At 61.9% G+C, this 16,960-nt stretch carries 13 protein-coding genes, 1 pseudogene and 1 CRISPR repeat array (1 of these 15 running past the window's edge); of the genes and pseudogenes, 7 read left to right on the top strand and 7 right to left on the bottom strand.

Features of this window, described 5'->3' with window-relative positions; genetic code table 11:
- Window positions 1–1,855: a CRISPR direct-repeat array (repeat unit 29 nt; unit sequence GTGTTCCCCGCGCGAGCGGGGATGAGCCC) (it extends 4,395 nt beyond the left edge of the window).
- A 137-nt stretch (window positions 1,856–1,992) separates the two neighbouring features.
- Entirely contained in the window at window positions 1,993–2,184 is a 192-nt protein-coding gene (locus QDX22_RS08035) for a methylated-DNA--[protein]-cysteine S-methyltransferase (protein WP_110101486.1), read from the top strand.
- A gap of 102 nt (window positions 2,185–2,286) precedes the next feature.
- Here QDX22_RS08035 and QDX22_RS08030 read toward each other — a convergent pair whose 3' ends face one another.
- From QDX22_RS08030 to speB, 3 genes are read right to left on the bottom strand one after another with little or no spacing between them, the layout of a single operon-like run.
- The gene (locus QDX22_RS08030) at window positions 2,287–3,672 is read right to left on the bottom strand and encodes a YjiH family protein (RefSeq protein ID WP_243857794.1); all 1,386 of its coding nucleotides are present in this window, start codon (window positions 3,670–3,672) and stop codon (window positions 2,287–2,289) included.
- Window positions 3,669–5,438 carry a flavin monoamine oxidase family protein gene (locus tag QDX22_RS08025; RefSeq protein WP_279717737.1) on the bottom strand — a complete coding sequence of 590 codons (1,770 nt, stop codon included), beginning with the start codon at window positions 5,436–5,438 and terminating at the stop codon, window positions 3,669–3,671. The genes QDX22_RS08030 and QDX22_RS08025 overlap by 4 nt, the downstream gene beginning before the upstream one ends.
- Window positions 5,439–5,491: 53 nt before the next feature.
- Window positions 5,492–6,451, bottom strand: a complete 960-nt coding sequence (gene speB, locus QDX22_RS08020; protein WP_110099227.1) for an agmatinase — start codon at window positions 6,449–6,451, stop codon at window positions 5,492–5,494.
- Between the two features lie 272 nt (window positions 6,452–6,723).
- On the opposite strand from speB, the gene QDX22_RS08015 reads away from it, so the two are divergent.
- The 3 genes from QDX22_RS08015 to QDX22_RS08005 are packed head-to-tail and all read left to right on the top strand — an operon-like array spanning window position 6,724 to window position 9,190.
- Window positions 6,724–7,560 carry a nitrilase-related carbon-nitrogen hydrolase gene (locus QDX22_RS08015; RefSeq protein WP_122549482.1) on the top strand — a complete coding sequence of 279 codons (837 nt, stop codon included), beginning with the start codon at window positions 6,724–6,726 and terminating at the stop codon, window positions 7,558–7,560.
- Window positions 7,557–8,465: an Lrp/AsnC family transcriptional regulator gene (locus tag QDX22_RS08010; RefSeq protein ID WP_110101489.1), complete on the top strand. Its 909-nt coding sequence runs from the start codon at window positions 7,557–7,559 to the stop codon at window positions 8,463–8,465. The genes QDX22_RS08015 and QDX22_RS08010 overlap by 4 nt, the downstream gene beginning before the upstream one ends.
- Before the next feature lie 35 nt (window positions 8,466–8,500).
- Window positions 8,501–9,190, top strand: a complete 690-nt coding sequence (locus QDX22_RS08005; RefSeq protein ID WP_122549470.1) for a LysR family transcriptional regulator substrate-binding protein — start codon at window positions 8,501–8,503, stop codon at window positions 9,188–9,190.
- Here the strand turns inward: QDX22_RS08005 and QDX22_RS08000 are convergent.
- A complete protein-coding gene (locus QDX22_RS08000) occupies window positions 9,187–10,515 on the bottom strand; it encodes a uracil-xanthine permease family protein (RefSeq protein ID WP_110101490.1) in 1,329 nt (442 codons plus the stop codon). The genes QDX22_RS08005 and QDX22_RS08000 overlap by 4 nt on opposite strands.
- Window positions 10,516–10,606: 91 nt before the next feature.
- Between QDX22_RS08000 and QDX22_RS07995 the strand changes: the two genes are divergently transcribed.
- The 3 genes from QDX22_RS07995 (at window position 10,607) to QDX22_RS07985 (ending at window position 14,003) form a co-directional block, all read left to right on the top strand.
- Complete coding sequence (locus QDX22_RS07995; RefSeq protein ID WP_233242979.1) at window positions 10,607–11,569, top strand: carbohydrate kinase family protein; 963 nt, start codon at window positions 10,607–10,609, stop codon at window positions 11,567–11,569.
- Window positions 11,566–12,468, top strand: coding sequence for a Cof-type HAD-IIB family hydrolase (locus QDX22_RS07990; RefSeq protein WP_233488056.1), 903 nt, complete (start codon window positions 11,566–11,568; stop codon window positions 12,466–12,468). Before QDX22_RS07995 ends, QDX22_RS07990 begins: the two co-directional genes overlap by 4 nt.
- Window positions 12,469–12,774: 306 nt before the next feature.
- Window positions 12,775–14,003, top strand: a protein-coding gene (locus QDX22_RS07985) for an IS3 family transposase (protein WP_279723915.1) whose coding sequence is annotated in 2 segments (ribosomal slippage) — window positions 12,775–13,051 and window positions 13,051–14,003 — 1,230 coding nt in all. Because the reading frame shifts where the segments join, the coding sequence is not laid out codon by codon here.
- A gap of 34 nt (window positions 14,004–14,037) precedes the next feature.
- Here the strand turns inward: QDX22_RS07985 and QDX22_RS07980 are convergent.
- From QDX22_RS07980 to QDX22_RS07970, 3 genes and pseudogenes are all read right to left on the bottom strand, one after another.
- Window positions 14,038–14,307: a hypothetical protein gene (locus QDX22_RS07980; RefSeq protein WP_110101492.1), complete on the bottom strand. Its 270-nt coding sequence runs from the start codon at window positions 14,305–14,307 to the stop codon at window positions 14,038–14,040.
- A gap of 135 nt (window positions 14,308–14,442) precedes the next feature.
- Window positions 14,443–15,641, bottom strand: a protein-coding gene (locus tag QDX22_RS07975; protein WP_425248463.1) for an IS3 family transposase whose coding sequence is annotated in 2 segments (ribosomal slippage) — window positions 14,443–15,380 and window positions 15,380–15,641 — 1,200 coding nt in all. Because the reading frame shifts where the segments join, the coding sequence is not laid out codon by codon here.
- A gap of 58 nt (window positions 15,642–15,699) precedes the next feature.
- A pseudogene (locus QDX22_RS07970) lies at window positions 15,700–16,304 on the bottom strand (transposase); the annotation flags it as partial.
- Window positions 16,305–16,960: the final 656 nt, after the last annotated feature.

The raw sequence follows: 16,960 nt of genomic DNA, 5'->3' as shown, positions 1-16,960 counted from the left end.
TCCCCGCGCGAGCGGGGATGAGCCCGAAACCGAAGTACTACCTAAACCGTTCACCGTGTGTTCCCCGCGCGAGCGGGGATGAGCCTGGAAAACAGGTCACACGACGTTTTTTCAGGATGTGTTCCCCGCGCGAGCGGGGATGAGCCCACGAAAGGACACATGTCAACACACTACGTAAAGTGTTCCCCGCGCGAGCGGGGATGAGCCTTCCGTTTTCTGAATCACCCCAATTCACCGAAAGTGTTCCCCGCGCGAGCGGGGATGAGCCCCCGACCCTGATTATTGGCGCGACCTAGCCTACGTGTTCCCCGCGCGAGCGGGGATGAGCCGATGTGGCTAAACATTTGGGTGTTCGTCCTGTGGTGTTCCCCGCGCGAGCGGGGATGAGCCGCCGGTCACCCACTCCACAACCGGGGCCGGTGGGTGTTCCCCGCGCGAGCGGGGATGAGCCCACCACCCAACCAGCTCTCATTCCACGGGAGGAGTGTTCCCCGCGCGAGCGGGGATGAGCCCCAGTGGCGCTGTGGCCTGGGGCGTAGGCCAGTGTGTTCCCCGCGCGAGCGGGGATGAGCCCTGCAGGGCAGACTCCAGCGCAGATAGGGTGGAGTGTTCCCCGCGCGAGCGGGGATGAGCCGGCACCCCCATGGCTGTGACCATCACCCTGACCGTGTTCCCCGCGCGAGCGGGGATGAGCCCGTAGCGCTGTGGCTACTACACAATCGGTTCAAGTGTTCCCCGCGCGAGCGGGGATGAGCCCACACATGACCACCACAACAACACGCTGGGGCAGTGTTCCCCGCGCGAGCGGGGATGAGCCGCCGGTCACCCACTCCACAACCGGGGCCGGTGGGTGTTCCCCGCGCGAGCGGGGATGAGCCCAACACCCGAACCTGTCCTTTATACCGGTCAACGTGTTCCCCGCGCGAGCGGGGATGAGCCCAAGGTCTACGGCGTTGATTTGGTCGGATTTTGGTGTTCCCCGCGCGAGCGGGGATGAGCCCCGGAAAACCGTCACGACGATTCACCATCATCCGTGTTCCCCGCGCGAGCGGGGATGAGCCCACCCGGACCTTCGATAAGAACACCCAGCAGTGGTGTTCCCCGCGCGAGCGGGGATGAGCCCGCCCCTAGAACGCCCTCAGAGGGCCGAACAGTGTGTTCCCCGCGCGAGCGGGGATGAGCCCTCTCAGAGCTCGTCGTGGCCGATCTTGACGCAGTGTTCCCCGCGCGAGCGGGGATGAGCCCCGGAAAACCGTCACGACGATTCACCATCATCCGTGTTCCCCGCGCGAGCGGGGATGAGCCCGGTGCTTCCCCGGCCTGGGTGTTACCAGCCCAGTGTTCCCCGCGCGGGCGGGGATGAGCCCACACCTTGGAAGGAGAACTCGTGGACTGGGCAGTGTTCCCCGCGCGAGCGGGGATGAGCCCAGACTGCAAGAATTCTTCGGGATTGACTTCTTGTGTTCCCCGCGCGAGCGGGGATGAGCCCATGCCCTCGCACAGCTCACTGACGACACGTAGGTGTTCCCCGCGCGAGCGGGGATGAGCCCGCAGAAGAAGTGAAGTGAGATGACGAGAGAAAGTGTTCCCCGCGCGAGCGGGGATGAGCCCCGATCATACGCCGGCGGTGTTACACCATCTGGGTGTTCCCCGCGCGAGCGGGGATGAGCCCGCCACCGACGGTTATCGACCACCGTAGGATCAGTGTTCCCCGCGCGAGCGGGGACGAGCCCACGCACACCCCTGCTAAACACACTCACGAAAGGTGTTCCCCGTGCGAGCGGGGATGAGCCTAACGGAGACTGGTAGCCCGTGAATCTCTGAGGGTGTTCCCCGCGCGAGCGGGGATCAGGGTGTCTCCTGTCCGTGCATTGACCGACACGATCGTCTGCGTGGTCACATGTGCCGCACAACTTGTCGGGGTCATTACGGCCTTAACCATTCCACCATTCCTGCGGTACCCTCCCGAAGGGATGTGCCCTCGGGGCGTGACTGACTATTCGTGATCAGCTAGATGCCGGGGGTGCAGCTCGTGCGGTGGGTGCGGGTTGTTCTAGTAATCCGTTGCCGATTCTGGTGCCGTGCCACCGTGTGGTGCCCGCTTCCGGAGGGTTCGGTGGTTATCGCGGGGGAGAGGACTGGAAACGGTATCTATTAGAGCTGGAGTCCAGCGCCCGAGCGTGAACTTGGTGCACATCGAGTACCACGATAGGCCGGATAGCAATCACCACCCCGGAGCACCGTGGCCTCCGGGGTGGTGATGACACGCTCGCTGGATCGTGTTGATTAGTAGAACAGGTGGGCGATCGCGACGATAACGGGCAGTGTGATCAGGGTGCGTAGCAGGAAAATCGCCACCAGGTGGTGGAAGCGCACCGGGATCCGGGAGGCGAGCAACATGCCACCCACCTCGGACATGAAGATCAGCTGTGTGACTGACAGGGCGCCAATGATGAACCGGGTCATCTCCGCGTCGATCGAAGCCGCGAACGCTGCCGGCAGGAGCATATCGGCAAAGCCGATCAGCATGGTCGCCGACGCCTCTTCGGCCTCCGGGACCTGCATGAGGTCCAGGACCGGAATGAACGGGGCACCCAACCAGGTGAACAACGGGGTGTGTTCGGCAAGCATCACCGACGCGGTACCGATCGCGAGGATACTGGGCACGACCACGACCCACATCTCTAAGACGTTGGAGAATCCGTGCCGGACGACTGAGCCCAAGTGCACCTCACAGCCCCGTTTGAGCCCGCTATTCCAGGCCCGACGCAACAGCCCGCGCCGTGGAGGAGCTGTCTCTTCTGGCTGGGGAGTTACCCCTTCAGCGTAGTCATCGGAAATTCGTGACAGTGGTGGGATGCGCACCATCACGACGCCGGCGACGAGGCCGGCGACAACGATGGTGAGGTAAAACGGCAGGAACATGTGCTGTAGGCCCAGGTATTCCAGGATCACAACAGTAAAGGTCACCGAGACAATATTGAAGGTGGTACCCAATACCGCGGCTTCGCGCTTGGTGTAGTACCCCTGCACGTACTGTTGGTTGGCCATCAGCACGCCAATGGAACCGTCTCCGAGCCACGAGCTCAGGCAGACCACCGAGGAACGACCGGGCAACCGGAAGAGCGGGCGCATCAATCGGGTCATCAGCGCACCGACAAAATCCAGCAATCCGAAGTTCAACAGTAGCGGTAGTAACAGGCCGGCCAGGAAGAACACCGACACCAGCACCGTGGCCAGATCCATGATCACCATACCGGTGTTCTCGCCCCACACTTGCTCTGGCCCGAGCTGCAGGACGATGAGCACCGCGAACACGAGGCCCAATACGCGTACTGTCATCCACATCCAGCCGATGTCGAATAGCGTGCGACCCAGGTGGTTATCCAGGAAGGCGGGTCGTGCAGTCCACCAGACCAACGTGCCGATCACCGATATGGCGACCAGTGCGACGACGATCCACGGCACGAGAACACCGAGGGCGGTGGTCAGGGAATCGGAGAGAAAAGCGATCGGGATGGTCACGGAACCGGCGCCGTCGGGTACCGGAACCATGAAGATCAGCACCCCGACGAGCGAGGGTAGGAGGAACCACCAGGTGCTGGAGGCCCGGGGACGGGTCGGCTGGGCCGTCTCATCGGGGTGGGGGGTGGACGTCGACATCTCACTCATCGGATACCGTCCTTTGTGTTGCCCGATGGAGCCGAACCGGAAGCCATCGAAGTCATATCAGTGTTATCAGTGGTGTTGATGTTGTGTATGCGGTCCAGGCGCACCGGAGCGAGCTCGTCCCACACGTCCCCGGGACCGGGGTTCTCGGGGGCGCAGGCTCCGCCGAGGTGGCGGGCCACGCCCCAGACTGCGTTCAACGCGGTGGTCACCGCGCCCTCGGCCCAGCCGGCGGTGAAGGAGATATCGTCACCGGCCAGGAAGATCCCGCGCTGGTGTTCCGCCAGGTCGTCTTGGATGAAGTGGCCGAATAACCGCTCCTGGTACCGGTAATGCCCGGGCAGGTTATTCTTGAACGCGCCCATGAAGCTCGGGTCTGCCTCCCACGAGACGGTGATCGGTTCCCCGACGATGTGGGATCCGATATCCAGACCGGGATAGATCTTGTGGAGCGAGTGTAGCATCAGCCGGGTGCGCTCAGAAGCATCCAGAGACAACCACTTTAACGCGTCGTCATTCCAGGTGTAGGACAGCAGGATCGTTGCGGGCTTATCGGGCCCATCATCCAGCAGGTAGGTCGCGCGGGGGAGCCGGTCGGTCAGCGTCATCGACATCGCCGGGCGCCCCGTTTGCGGGTCCACATCGCGCCAGAACGGGCGGTCCACCATCACGAAGGTCTTAGAGGAGAGCATGTAGTGGCTCTTTTCGATGGCGGTCCACATATCGGCGGTAAATAGGGACTCATCGGTGTCGATCCGGCTGGAGAGCAACCAGGACTGGCAGGTCACCACCGCGGCAGCGTACTCGCGGGTGCGACCCCACTTCTCCTTGATGCGGATGCCCCCGGACAGTTCTGGATTCTCAGCCTGATGGATGCCGGTCACCGCACCTCGCGGGGTGCCTGCATGCAGAGACGCCAGGGAGGTGCCGACTGGCCAATACACCAGGTCTTCGGGGGCGTGCTCCCAGAGTTCCAGTGGTAAGCGCTGTGCCCCACCGACGATACCACGGTGCTGGTCATCGGCATCGGTGAACACCACGCGCAACACCTCCAGGATCGAGTTCGTGAAATCGGTATCCCAGCCACCGGATCCGAAGCCGACCTGGCCAAAGGTCTCCAGGTGTTCGAAGCTCAGCTCACCAAACGCCTGGGAGGATGCGAGGAACCCGTAAAACGAGGTGTCGTCGTGCGTGGCGACAAGCTCATTCCACAGACGCTTCAGCGTGGCGGTGTCCCGGGTCCGGATGGCGGTTTGTACGGCTTCGAGCTCGGCGTCCTCCACCAAGGCGCGTTTCCACGCCCGGGCCACCTGCTGATAGAACTCGGGAAGATCCTCGGCGGATTCCGCATAGATCGTCTGGTTTTTCAGCTCCACTACAGTGGAAGGAGTGACATCGGCCAGAGGGTTCGGGAATGCGCGGGTTTCCAGCCCCAACTTGTCCACATAGTGGTAAAAGGCCCGACCCGAGACGGGGAAACGCATCCCGCCTAAATCCACGACGACGTCGTCGTTACCGTCGAAAGCTTGGGACTTCAGCCGGCCCCCAATGGCCCCGGCTTCGTAGACGACGGGCTTGAGTCCCATCTTCATCAGCTCGTAGGCGGTGATCACGCCGGCAAGCCCGGCGCCAATGACCGCCACCTCGGTGCCGTAGGCCGATTCGGGAACGGAACCCAGCCCGGCCGGGTGGGCCAAGTAATGGTCATAGCTAAACGGGAAATCAGGGCTGAGCATCGTCAGCGGAGGCTGTTCAGCAGGTGAACTCATGGTGAGCCTTTCGGGATGTGGTCGGAGTGTCGGTCAGCGGGCGGAGCACTGTCTTAGCGCAATGACATGCTCATGGAGGAGATCAGCTCATACACCACGTGGCTGGCAGCGATGCCAGTGAGCTGAGCGTGGTCATAGGCCGGGGCCACCTCAACAACGTCGGCGCCCACGATGTTCAGATCAGAAAGCGAGCGGATGACCCGAAGCAGCTCGCGGCTGGTCATTCCGCCGGCCTCCGGCGTGCCGGTACCGGGGGCGTGGGCCGGGTCCATCACGTCGACATCGATGGAGATATAGACGGGCCGGTCGCCCAACCGGGCGCGAAGACGCTCAATTGCTGCAGCGATGCCGTGTTCTTCGATGTAGACACTGCCGGTGATCTGAAAACCCAGTTTCTCATCGTCGTCGAGATCGTGCTTGCCGTACAGCGGTCCACGCGTACCCAGGTGTGCGCTCGCGGTGAGGTCAATGAATCCTTCCTCGGAGGCGCGACGGAACGGGGTGCCGTGGGTGACCGGGGCACCAAAGTAGGTATCCCACGTGTCCAGGTGGGCGTCAGCGTGCAATACCGCCACCGGGCCGTGTTTCTCGGCCATGACTTTCAGCAGGGGGTAGGCGATGGTGTGGTCGCCACCAATGCACACCAGTCGGTCGGCGCGCTCGAGCAGTTCGCGGGCACCATCAGCCACCTGGGCGACGGCTTCGTCGAGATTGAACGGGTTGGCCACAATGTCCCCAGCATCGGCGACCTGAGCCACAGCGAACGGGGAGATATCTTGGGACGGGTTATACGGACGCAATAGGCGAGAGGACTCACGCACGTGTGAGGGCCCAAAGCGGGCGCCGGGACGGTAGCTGACACCGGTGTCGAAGGGTACCCCGGCCACCGCGATGTCGGCGTGACCGACCTCGTCGAGAGTGGGTAACAGGGCGAAGTTGGCCGCTCCGGCGTAGCGCGGGGTCTGCGATGAGTCACGGGGGCCGATTGGTTCGGAATGGTGCGACGTCGCCATAGCGTCTCCTCAGCTGCAGGTGTGATGTGTGACATAGATATGTTCCCTCGAATACTAAGCGCAGTTTCTGCCCTCAGCAATGTGACAAACGGGTACGATCCGCGTGCTAGAACGCGGATGTGACACGATATCTCACGATAGTGCGCACCAAAGCACCGGTTCAGAGACATTTCACGCACGATGTGTTCACCCTGAGGCTCGTCTGCGCCGAATTCGGCGTGTTGGATGATCGGGTTCTGACCACTAGAGCGGTCGGTAGGCATAATGGGACCATGCGCATCGCCGTGTTCCAGCAGACCGCTAAGCCAGGACAGATCGAGCACAATCTCGCACTGATGGAGATCGCTGCCGAAACCGCCGCAGCCCAGGATGCCGCGCTATTACTCACCCCGGAATTATTCGTGGTCGGATACGCACCGCAGCGCATCCGCGACAAGATCAGCCCCGCAGACGTTGCCTTCGCGCACGGTGAGCTGGCAGACATTGCTCGCCGTTATCGCATCGGACTCGTTTACAGCCTGCCCGGGGATGAAGACCCCGCCTGTCGGGGAATTACCGCCACCCTGGTGGACGCCACCGGCACCCGGCGCGCGCATTATCAGAAGGTTCATCTCTTCGGCCCGGAGGAGAACGCCGCGTTCCAGGCCGGAACCCAAGCCCCACCGGTGGTGGAGTTCGACGGACGACAGGTGGGGTTGGCCGTGTGCTACGACATTGAGTTCCCCGAGATGGCCCGGGCGGTGGCCGCCGCCGGCGCGGATGTTTTGCTGGTACCCACCGCTTTGGCCGGTGATTTTCCGCAGATCCCGCACCTGGTGATTCCGACCCGAGCGCTCGAAAACCGGATGACGGTCGCCTACGCCAATCACGTGGGCACTGCAGACGGATGGGACTTTAAAGGACGCAGCGTAGTGGCCGGTCCCGACGGCGCGGTGCTTGGTGCGCTGCAGGACGAACCGGGGCTCGTCGTGGTTCACGTCCCCGCCCGCCCGCAGCCCGGACCCGAGGGACCGTGGTACCTGCAGGATCGTCGCCCCGAGATCTATCGCCACTGGGACACCGGCAGTTTGTCGCAGTGCGCCCGGAACGATCCTGCCACCCAGTCATGACCCCCGACCTCGACGACGCCCTGATTCAAGCCTTGCGCGAAGACGGCCGGGCCACCTACCGGCAGCTGGCCACCCGACTCGGTGTCCCCCGTAGCTTGGTGTCGACACGGGTGCGAGCTCTGCTCGATTCGGGCGAAATGCGCATCGTGGCCGCGGCCGACCCGGCCTTTGTCGGCGATCGCGCCCTGGCCCATGTCTCGATCACCGGCCAGGGAGATCTCACCGGACTGACCGAGGGGCTATGTGCGCGCCCCGAGATCCCACTGGTCTCAGCGACTTCGGGGCCGGTGGATCTGGTGGCCGAGATCCGCGCCACCGACCAAACCGCGCTACGCGAAACGCTGTGCTGGATTCGTGGGCTCCCCGGGGCCGATACCGTGCGGGTGAACCTCTACACCGACGTCATTCGTGGCACCTTCGCCTCGCACTTCACCGGTGAGGTCACCGTCGACGATATCGATGCCGCTCTGATTGAGCAATTGAACGTTGACGGTCGCACCAGTTACCGCGATCTTGCCGAGCGGGTGCGACTGTCCCAAACCGCGGTGCGGGCTCGGGTGCACCGGATGCTGCAGGCCCGGATCCTGAAGATCAGCGCCGTGGTGCGCCAAGACGCCGGCTCCGCCCGGGTGAAAGTCGGTGTCGGACTCAACCTCGGCGGCGATGAATCCTCCGTGCTGACAACACTGGCCGACAGTCCCGAGACCGAATTCACCGCGCTCACCCTGGGCGGATATGATCTGATCGCCACCGTCTCCGGTGGCTCCCCACCCGAACTATTCGCCCGGCTCGAGCGACTGCGCGCCCTGGATGCGGTCCACCGGATGACCACCTGGTTCCACCTGCACACCGTTAAAGAGGACTACGGTCGATCCGTGTCCTCACTGTCCTCTCTGCGCAGCTGAGCTGTGGGCGGGCCGCCGTCTTTTAAACTGAACCCATGTCCTTACAGTCTGCCGATGTGGCCCAGACCCTGTTTTTGTCCACCATTCCCGGGGCGACCCCCTCGAAATGGGTGCACCGGTTCACCTCCGATGGCTCGACGCGCAGAGTCCAATTGGTCAATCACGACGAGTCCTCGCAAACCCTGTTTTTACAACCGGGCCCGGACGGCACGGTCCGCGGTATTCCACAGTTGGGTTACCTGCGCTGGCGACGCGATGCCAGCTGGCACCAGCGGGTCACCGCCCACGGGCTCGACCCCGATGAGGTGCACCTGGTGTCGTTATACGAAGAAGAACCGGTCATTGTGGTCGGCCTCGATCACCTGCTGGCCGCCTGGGACCCGCAGGCCGATGGGCCCATTCCTGCTGAGGAGCTCACCGAGGGGTTCCTGGACGCTGCCGACTTCGCTCCACCGGTTGCCCCTGATGCCCTGGAGCCACCGGAGGTTCCCGGCGCCGGGGAGCGCATGGCGATCGAGATCGTGGCCACAGGCACCGGCTTCACGCTGTTGCCGGCCTCGGTGGCACGCATGTTCGGGGTCAAACGAACGCTGACCCTGCCCACCACGGCGCATCCGGGCTGGCAGGTTGGGCTAGCTTGGCGACGAGACCTAGACTCCCCGCTAATTCAAGACTTCATCGGGGTCACCAAAGGCCGCCGGCCCTCCTCCCAGCGCTGGACCTAGCCCAGCCGGCCGGGCTCGGCTGGGGAAAATTCCTCGTCTTCGACCGGTTCGGTATCGCGAAGTTTGGCGATCAGCGTCATCAGATGGAAGACGATCAGCGTGGTGCCAGTACCCAGCGCGATGCCACCAAACTGGGCACCGGCCATCGAAATCTGCGGGTCGGCAATGGCCACGATCAGCCCGGCCCCGGCGGCCATGAGGTTAATGGTGTTGGAGAAGTCCACCGAATTCTGCACCCAAATCCGGGCTCCCATGATGCCGATCATGCCATAGAGAATGATCCCGGCCCCGGCGGCCACCCCCGGTGGAATGGTGGCAATCAGGGCCCCGAACTTGGGGAAGAACGCCAGCGCGAAGGCCACCGTGGCCGCCACCCAGTAGGCGGCGGTGGAGTACACCTTCGAGGAGGCCATCACACCAATATTTTCGGCGTAGGTGGTATTACCCACCCCACCGCCGGCACCCGAGAGCGTGGTGGCGAGCCCGTCGGCCATCAGGGCTCGACCGTTGTAGCTGTCTAGATTCTCCCGGGTCATCAGCCCCACGGTGCGCACGTGGCCGATATTCTCGGCCACCAACACGAACACCACCGGAACAAACAGGAACACCACGTCTAGGTGGAATTCCGGGGTATGGAAGGGTGGCGCCCCCAGCCAGTCGGCCTGCTCCACCGGGGAAAAATCGATCTGCCGCTGGACCAGGGCCAGGAGATACCCGGTGACAATGCCGATCAAAATCGAGAGTCGCCCCAGCATCCCGCGGAATAACACCGCAGCAATTACCACCGCCGCGGTGGTACCGAAAGTCGTCAGCGGTACCTCCACCATGGCCTCGGTCGTGGACCCGGCCAGATTCAAACCGATCAGAGCCACAATGGTGCCCATCACCACCGGTGGCATGAGCGCGTGAATCCAGCCGGTACCGACCTGATGGACGACCAGGCCCACTAAGAATAAGGTGACCCCGGCGATGAGTACCCCGCCCATGGCGGCATACATGTTATGGGCCTGGGTGGCGGCGGTAATGGGTGCGATGAAGGCAAAGGAGGATCCCAGGTAGCTGGGCACCCGCCCGGCGGTCAGGAGCAAAAACAGCACTGTGCCCACTGCGGAGAAAAACAGGGCAGTGGTCGCCGGAAACCCGGTCAGCGTCGGCACCAGCACAGTCGCACCGAACATGGCCATCACGTGTTGCACTCCGACCCCGATGGTCAACGGCCAGCGCAACCGCTCTTCTGGTAGCACCACTTCACCGGGACGAATGTGCCGTCCATCGCCATGGAGTCTCCAGGTGAGTCCGAGTTTCTGTCTCAAAGTGCCGGCCATGGCCTCCCCTTATGCACGAGTGCTGTGATCAGATCGGCTCGATTGTAGCCCATTCTCACCCGGCGTGACTTTCTCCGGTAGCGTTAACCCCGTGAGTAAACAATTGGGCGTGATTGGTGAAGCACTCGTTGATGTGGTGATCTCGGATACCGCCGAACAACGAGCCTTTCCGGGCGGATCGCCGCTGAACGTGGCCGTCGGGCTGGCCAAACTGGGTCACGATGTCTTTTTTGCCGGTCGCTGGGGTCGGGACGAGTTCGGTGATTTGATCGATCAGCACGTGAGCACTCACGGCGTGAAACCGGTGCTCGAGCGGGTGGAGACCACCTCCGTGGCCCGGGCCTACCTCGACCCCTCCGGAGTGGCCTCCTATGAGTTCGACCTGAACTGGGAGGTGCCCGAGACCTTGGTCACCGACTTCGCCACCGCCACCGGCGGAGCCGAGCTCGATCACGCTCACGTGGGATCCATCGGTACTGTGTTAGCACCTGGAGCCGCCACGGTGCTGAGAGCTCTGACCGCTGTGCGCGAGCACGCCACCATCAGCTACGACCCCAACTGCCGGCCCACCATTTTGCCCGATCGGCAGGCCTACCGGCAGCGGGCCGAACAGATCGTGGGCTTGACCGATATCGTCCACGCCTCCGATGAAGACCTCACCTGGCTGTATCCGCACCGCGAGATCACCGACTCCCTGCGCGATTGGGCGGCCCGCGGGCCGGGACTCGTCATTGTCACCCGAGGCGCCCGCACCATTCTCGGATGTTGTGCTGACGGGGAGATTTTTGAGATGCCGATCGTCCCGGTACAGGTCGCCGACACCGTCGGGGCCGGAGATTCCTTCACCGCCGCATTGTTGTGGGCGTTGCACCAGGTGCTCGGCGATCGTGCGGGCATCCACCGACTTTCCACCAGCGCCGCCCAGCACGCGGTGCGCATCGCCGCACACGCCTCGGCGATCACCAGCTCCCGGCCGGGAGCCAACCCACCCGAGACCGCAGAACTCCTGGCAGCGCTACAGGTTGCCGGCATCGACCCGCAGGGCTTACCGTGAACCGGGATGGCCTGAGCCCGCACGGGGAATCCGTCGAGCGTGACGCGACGGGCCATCCCGTGCGCCGGCCGGGCCTGATCGCCTCCGATCTCGACGGCACCATCATCTCCTACCGTCACCCCGCCGGTGGGTCGGTCATCACCCCGCGCACCACCGCTGCCTTTCAGGCCGCCCAAGAAGCCGGCATCCCGGTGGTCTTTGTGACCGGCCGACCCATGCGGTGGATGTCCGGACTCGTCGCGACTCTGAACGGGCCGGCGATCTGTTCTAACGGGGCGGTGATCTATGACTTGAGCTCTGAGACCGTGCTGGAGGCCCACCCGATCCCGGTAGCGAGTGTGGTCGCCGTCTACGAGGAGCTCCGCCGGATCGAACCCGGAGCTCGGTGTGGATTTGAAACCCTGACCGGCTTCGTGGTAGAGGCCGGCTTTCGAGATGACCACCCCGAGGACCCCAGTGGATATCACCCCGGAGGGTTGCACCACTACCCGCGCACCATTGACGGCTTGGACGAGCATCCCGGGGTGCTGAAGTTCATGGTCCGCGTTCCCGACCGGGAACCCGACCAGCTCTTGGCCAGGGTGCGCGCACACCTGGGTACCACCGTGACCGTGACCCATTCGGCCCCCGGCCAACCCTTGTTGGAGATCTCGCGGGCCGACGTGAATAAAGCCGCGACCCTGGCCGATTACGCCACCTCGCTGGGAGTCCACGCCAACGAGGTCGTGGCCTTCGGCGACCAGCTCAATGATGTGGAAATGATTCGCTGGGCCGGCACCGGGTACGCGGTCGGCTCCGGACACCCCGAGCTGAAAGCAGCCGCCAATGCGGTCACCGCGGACTGTGACGATGACGGGGTGGCCGCGGTGATCGAGCATTTGATGCACCTACCCACCTAGGATCTTCTTTATCGAGAGCGGGGCAAGTGCCGTGCCTCATGTTGTTGAGCATGAATGGATTGTCGTAGTTCAGATTTGAAGGATTGCATCGTCGTAGCAGGGTCTGATGTTCAAGCTGGTGTCGTGGCGACTTTACGTTATTTTCTGGCTTTATGGGTTTGAACTGTTAGATGTCTTCGTTTTTGTTATGGCCTTCTGGGTCTGCCGTGCTGGGAAATGATTTAGCTGAGCTCGATCGGATTCAATGATTGGTAGAACTTGAACCGTCCTGGGTTTTGTTCCGTCCTAAAATGAGAGGATAGAACTATGCCAACCAAATACCCGCAGTCGTTTAAAGATCGTGCCACGCGCATGGTGTTTGATCGGCTCGAAGATGAAGACGCGCCGAGCCGGTATGTGGTGATTCGTGAAACCGCGCCCAAGCTCAGTATCGCGACAGAGACGTTGCGTCGTTGGGTGGAACAAGCTGAAGTGGATACCGGTCAGAAGTCAGGGGTGTCCACGGATGCCCAAGCGCAAATCCGGAAGCTGAAGCGGGAGAACGCGGAGCTGTGCTGGGCTAATGAGATCCTCAAGACGGCGTGGGCTTTTTTCGCAGCGGAACTCGACCGCCCCACGACGAGATGATTGCTTACATTGAGATGTTCAGGGATCGTTTCGGGGTCGAGTCCATCTGTCGTGTTTTGGGTGCGACAGACCGTGGGTTCATCACCTCAGGTGGCTATCGGGCGGCGAAAGCCCGTCCTGCCAGTGATCGTTCGCGTCGGGATGCAGCCCTGATCCCAGTGGTCAAAGAGTTGCACCAGGCTAATTATGGGGTTTATGGGGTGGGCAAAATGTGGCATGCCATGAGACGTGCTGGCTGGGATGTGGGCCGTGACCAAGTGGCTCGGCTGATGTGCCTGGCGGGACTCAGCGGTGTGGTGCGAGGACGAAAACCCCACACCACCATCGCTGCGAAGGTCCCGGATCAGCGGCCAGATTTGGTCAACCGGGACTTTGGCGTCACAGCACCCAACCGGCTGTGGGTCGCGGATATAACCTATGTGCGCACCACCAGCGGGTTTTGCTACACCGCGTTTGTCACGGATGCCTTCAGTCGTAAGATCGTGGGCTGGTCGACCCGCACGACGATGCGTACTGATGCGCTGCCCTTGGAAGCGTTAGAGCACGCGCTGCTCAGTGCTAAGGACCAAGCCCTGGATGGGTTAGTCCATCACAGCGACCGTGGCTTGCAATATGTCAGCATTCGCTATACCGAACATCTTGCCAAGGCTGGTCTGACGGCATCGGTTGGGACCGCTGGAGATGCTTACGATAATGCATTGGCCGAGACGGTTAATGGCTTGTATAAGACCGAATTGATTTATGCTCGGCCCGCTTGGCCGTCAGCTACTGAGGTGGAATTCGAAACGATGAACTGGGTCCACTGGTGGAATACCACCCGATTGCATGAAGCCTTGAACTACCAGACCCCGACCGAAGCCGAAACCAGCTACCATATGACCCAGGCACAAGCCCTAAGCCCCGTATAGAAAACGGAACAAAACCCAGGGCGCTTCAGTAATCTTAATTTTCTTGTTCTTCTTTTGTGGAAGCAGTGGAGTTATGATCGTGGCTTTCTAAATTGCGTCTACTGGAGTACACCCCAATTTTTGCGGTATATGCCCCTGTGGTAATTACTGCACCGATCACGGTGAAATAAAGAACCATAGCAACAGCCCAGCCAAGGTCGGACATGTCTCGTTGGCCAATCGAATATCGAATGATTTCTGCGATTGACGAAGTTGAAAAACCGATAACCGCACCTGTCAGTGTGGCTTTCGACTTGCTCTTCATGCCTGTTATCTCCTCTGATTATTTCCACATTCAACTATAAGCAGGGTCACAGTAAGCTACTCATTTAGTTAAGCCTTCTTATGGCTTGGGCTGTGTCAAGGATTTCGTACAGTCTCTCGGTGTTTTTCTTGTGTTTCAGGCCGCTGCGGGTGGGTCCGCGGTGGTTGGTTCGTGGTGGTCGGCCCAGGCTCGTGCTGGGGTGCGGTAGCCCAGGCTGGAGTGGCGGCGGCGCCGGTTGTAGAAGACCTCGATGTACTCAGCCACAGCGAACCGCGCCCTGCCCCGAGTGGTGAAGACCTGCTGGTGATACATTTCGTTCTTCAACGTCGCGAAGAATGACTCCGCGGCGGCGTTGTCCCAACAGACCCCGGTCCTGCCCATCGACTGGATAAATCCGTGTTGTTGAGAATAATTAATGAATTCATCTGAAGTATACTGAGACCCATGGTCTGAGTGAAATATAGCATTCTTTTTCGCTCCACCCTGGGTGCGGGCCATCTCCAAAGCGTCGATGACCAGGCTGGTGCGCAGGTGGGTGGCGGTCTGCCAACCGATGACCATCCGGGTGGCCAAATCGATCACGGTAGCCAGGTACAGCCACCCCTGACCGGTACGCAGGTAGGTAATGTCTCCCACCAGTGCCTCTCCCGGGCGGTGACTCTCGGGGGCGAAGCCCCGGCCCAGCTTATCCTCGAAGACCTGGGCTCGACCGTCGACCACCGTGGTGGTCTTATACGCCCGCTTCTGCACCGCCTTCAACCCCAGTTCACGCATCAGCTCGGCCACCAGCCCCACCGAAGCTTCGAAGCCCTCCTGGTTGAGCTGAGCAGCCACACGCCGACAGCCAGCAGTGCCGCGCTGTTGATCGAAGATCCGGGCGATCTCGACCTTCAACACTTCCCGGCGGGCTTCGGTATCCGTGGTGGTGCCGACCCGGGCCCGCCACGCGTAGAACGAGGAACGCGCCACTTCCAGCTGGGTGCACATCCAGTCGATCGGGTAGTTGTCCTTCTCCGCCTCGACCAGGGCTGACTTCTCGTTCAGTCCTGCTCCCTGGCGAAGAAGGCCGCGGCCTTTTTTAGGAATTCATTTTCCATTTTCAGCCGCCGGTTTTCTTCTTCTAACTCCGCTAACCGGCCATGATCAGCAGGAGTCATCGCCTTCCCCGGCTCTGGATTCTCTTGCCTGTATTTCTTCACCCAGTTACCCAACGTGCCAGGCTTGAGCCCAAGCTCGCCGGCAACCTCGACAATCTGCCGATCCGACTGGACCACCAACTGGACCGCCTCAGCCTTGAACTGCGGACTGAACTTCCGCCTCGATGATGTTGCCATACTCTTGATCCTTCCCCATCAAGAGAAACTGTCCAACATCCTTGATACACCCCACTTGTCAAGTTTGTTGTGTAGGGGATTGGGTTGAGAGGTAGGGGTTGATTCGGTCGGGGTAGGTGGCGGCGAGTTGGGCGAGGGCTTGTTTCCAGTTCGTGGTGACTTGTTCTTGCACGAGTCTGCCGGCGGGTTTGCCGCGTTCCTTGGCTCGTTCGCGGGCGCGTTTGTCCTCGATCGTGCAGAGCGCTAGCTAGATCAGTTTGACCACGGCCTCGTCACTGGGGAACTGCGTGCGGTTCTTCGTGACTTTGCCCAGCTGATAGTTCAGCGACTCGATCGTATTCGTTGCATAGATCACCCGGCGCAGTGCTGGCGGGAATGCCAGAAATGGCACGAACCGCTCCCAGGCGTTCGTCCACGTCTTGACCGCTAACGGGTATTTCTGGCCGAGCTCAGAGGCTGCGACATCATCCAAACGCAGCCTTGGCGGTATCCTCGTTGCTTGTGGTGTAGAGGGCCTTTAATGCCCGTGATACGGCCTTGCGATCGCCGTAGGCAACGAACCTGTTCGCAGCCCGGCTCAAGGGGTACGACACAGGTCTGGACGAACGAGTCCAGCCAGGTCGCTTCGATTGCCTCTGGCAGTCCGGTCAGCCCGTCGCAACAGCCGTTCGAGCCCGGCCAGCGATGGGGCCAGAGTCAGTGCCAGGACGAAGGCGATGCAGGCGAGTCACTATTCTTCCACGACAACGGTCCAGACGCTCGATGACACCACCCACACCCGACAGACCTCGTGGAAGGAATCACCGTGCACACCCGCCAGACCTTTCCCACTCCACGCCGACACTATCGCCGTCTTCAACGCCCCGTCGTTCGACGATGAACGCGAAGCGACCATTATGCTCCACGGATGTCGTCGGTAGGCAGGTTGCCACCTACGTCTACTTCGTTACCGTCCTCCTCCTGGCCGCCGGAGGTGCCGGATGCTTCTCAGCCCTGCCGATTCGCGCCGCTGCCACCGGCGCACAGGCCATCACGTGGTACTGAAAGAAGCACGGCGTGAGCTACTGGGAACTGGTCGAACGCGCCGACCGCGGCCGGCGATGGGAATTGGCTGCCAATGCCGTCATCTTCAACGCTGCCTGGATCAGCGTTCGCGCCGAATGTGATGACCGGTTCCCCGCTTGTATCCGTACCCCCCCCGTCGCTCGGCACAAATGACCCCAGCCACACCCTCATCGATGCAATCGCGGGCCTGGCCGCCGGACCAGCCGTCGCCGAGCTCTTGACTACTCGCGCCCGCCATCGCGAGGCAGACACTC

The organism is Auritidibacter ignavus (assembly GCF_029853775.1).
Lineage (GTDB): Bacteria > Actinomycetota > Actinomycetes > Actinomycetales > Micrococcaceae > Auritidibacter > Auritidibacter ignavus.
This window is presented reverse-complemented; position numbering and strand designations above follow the sequence as displayed.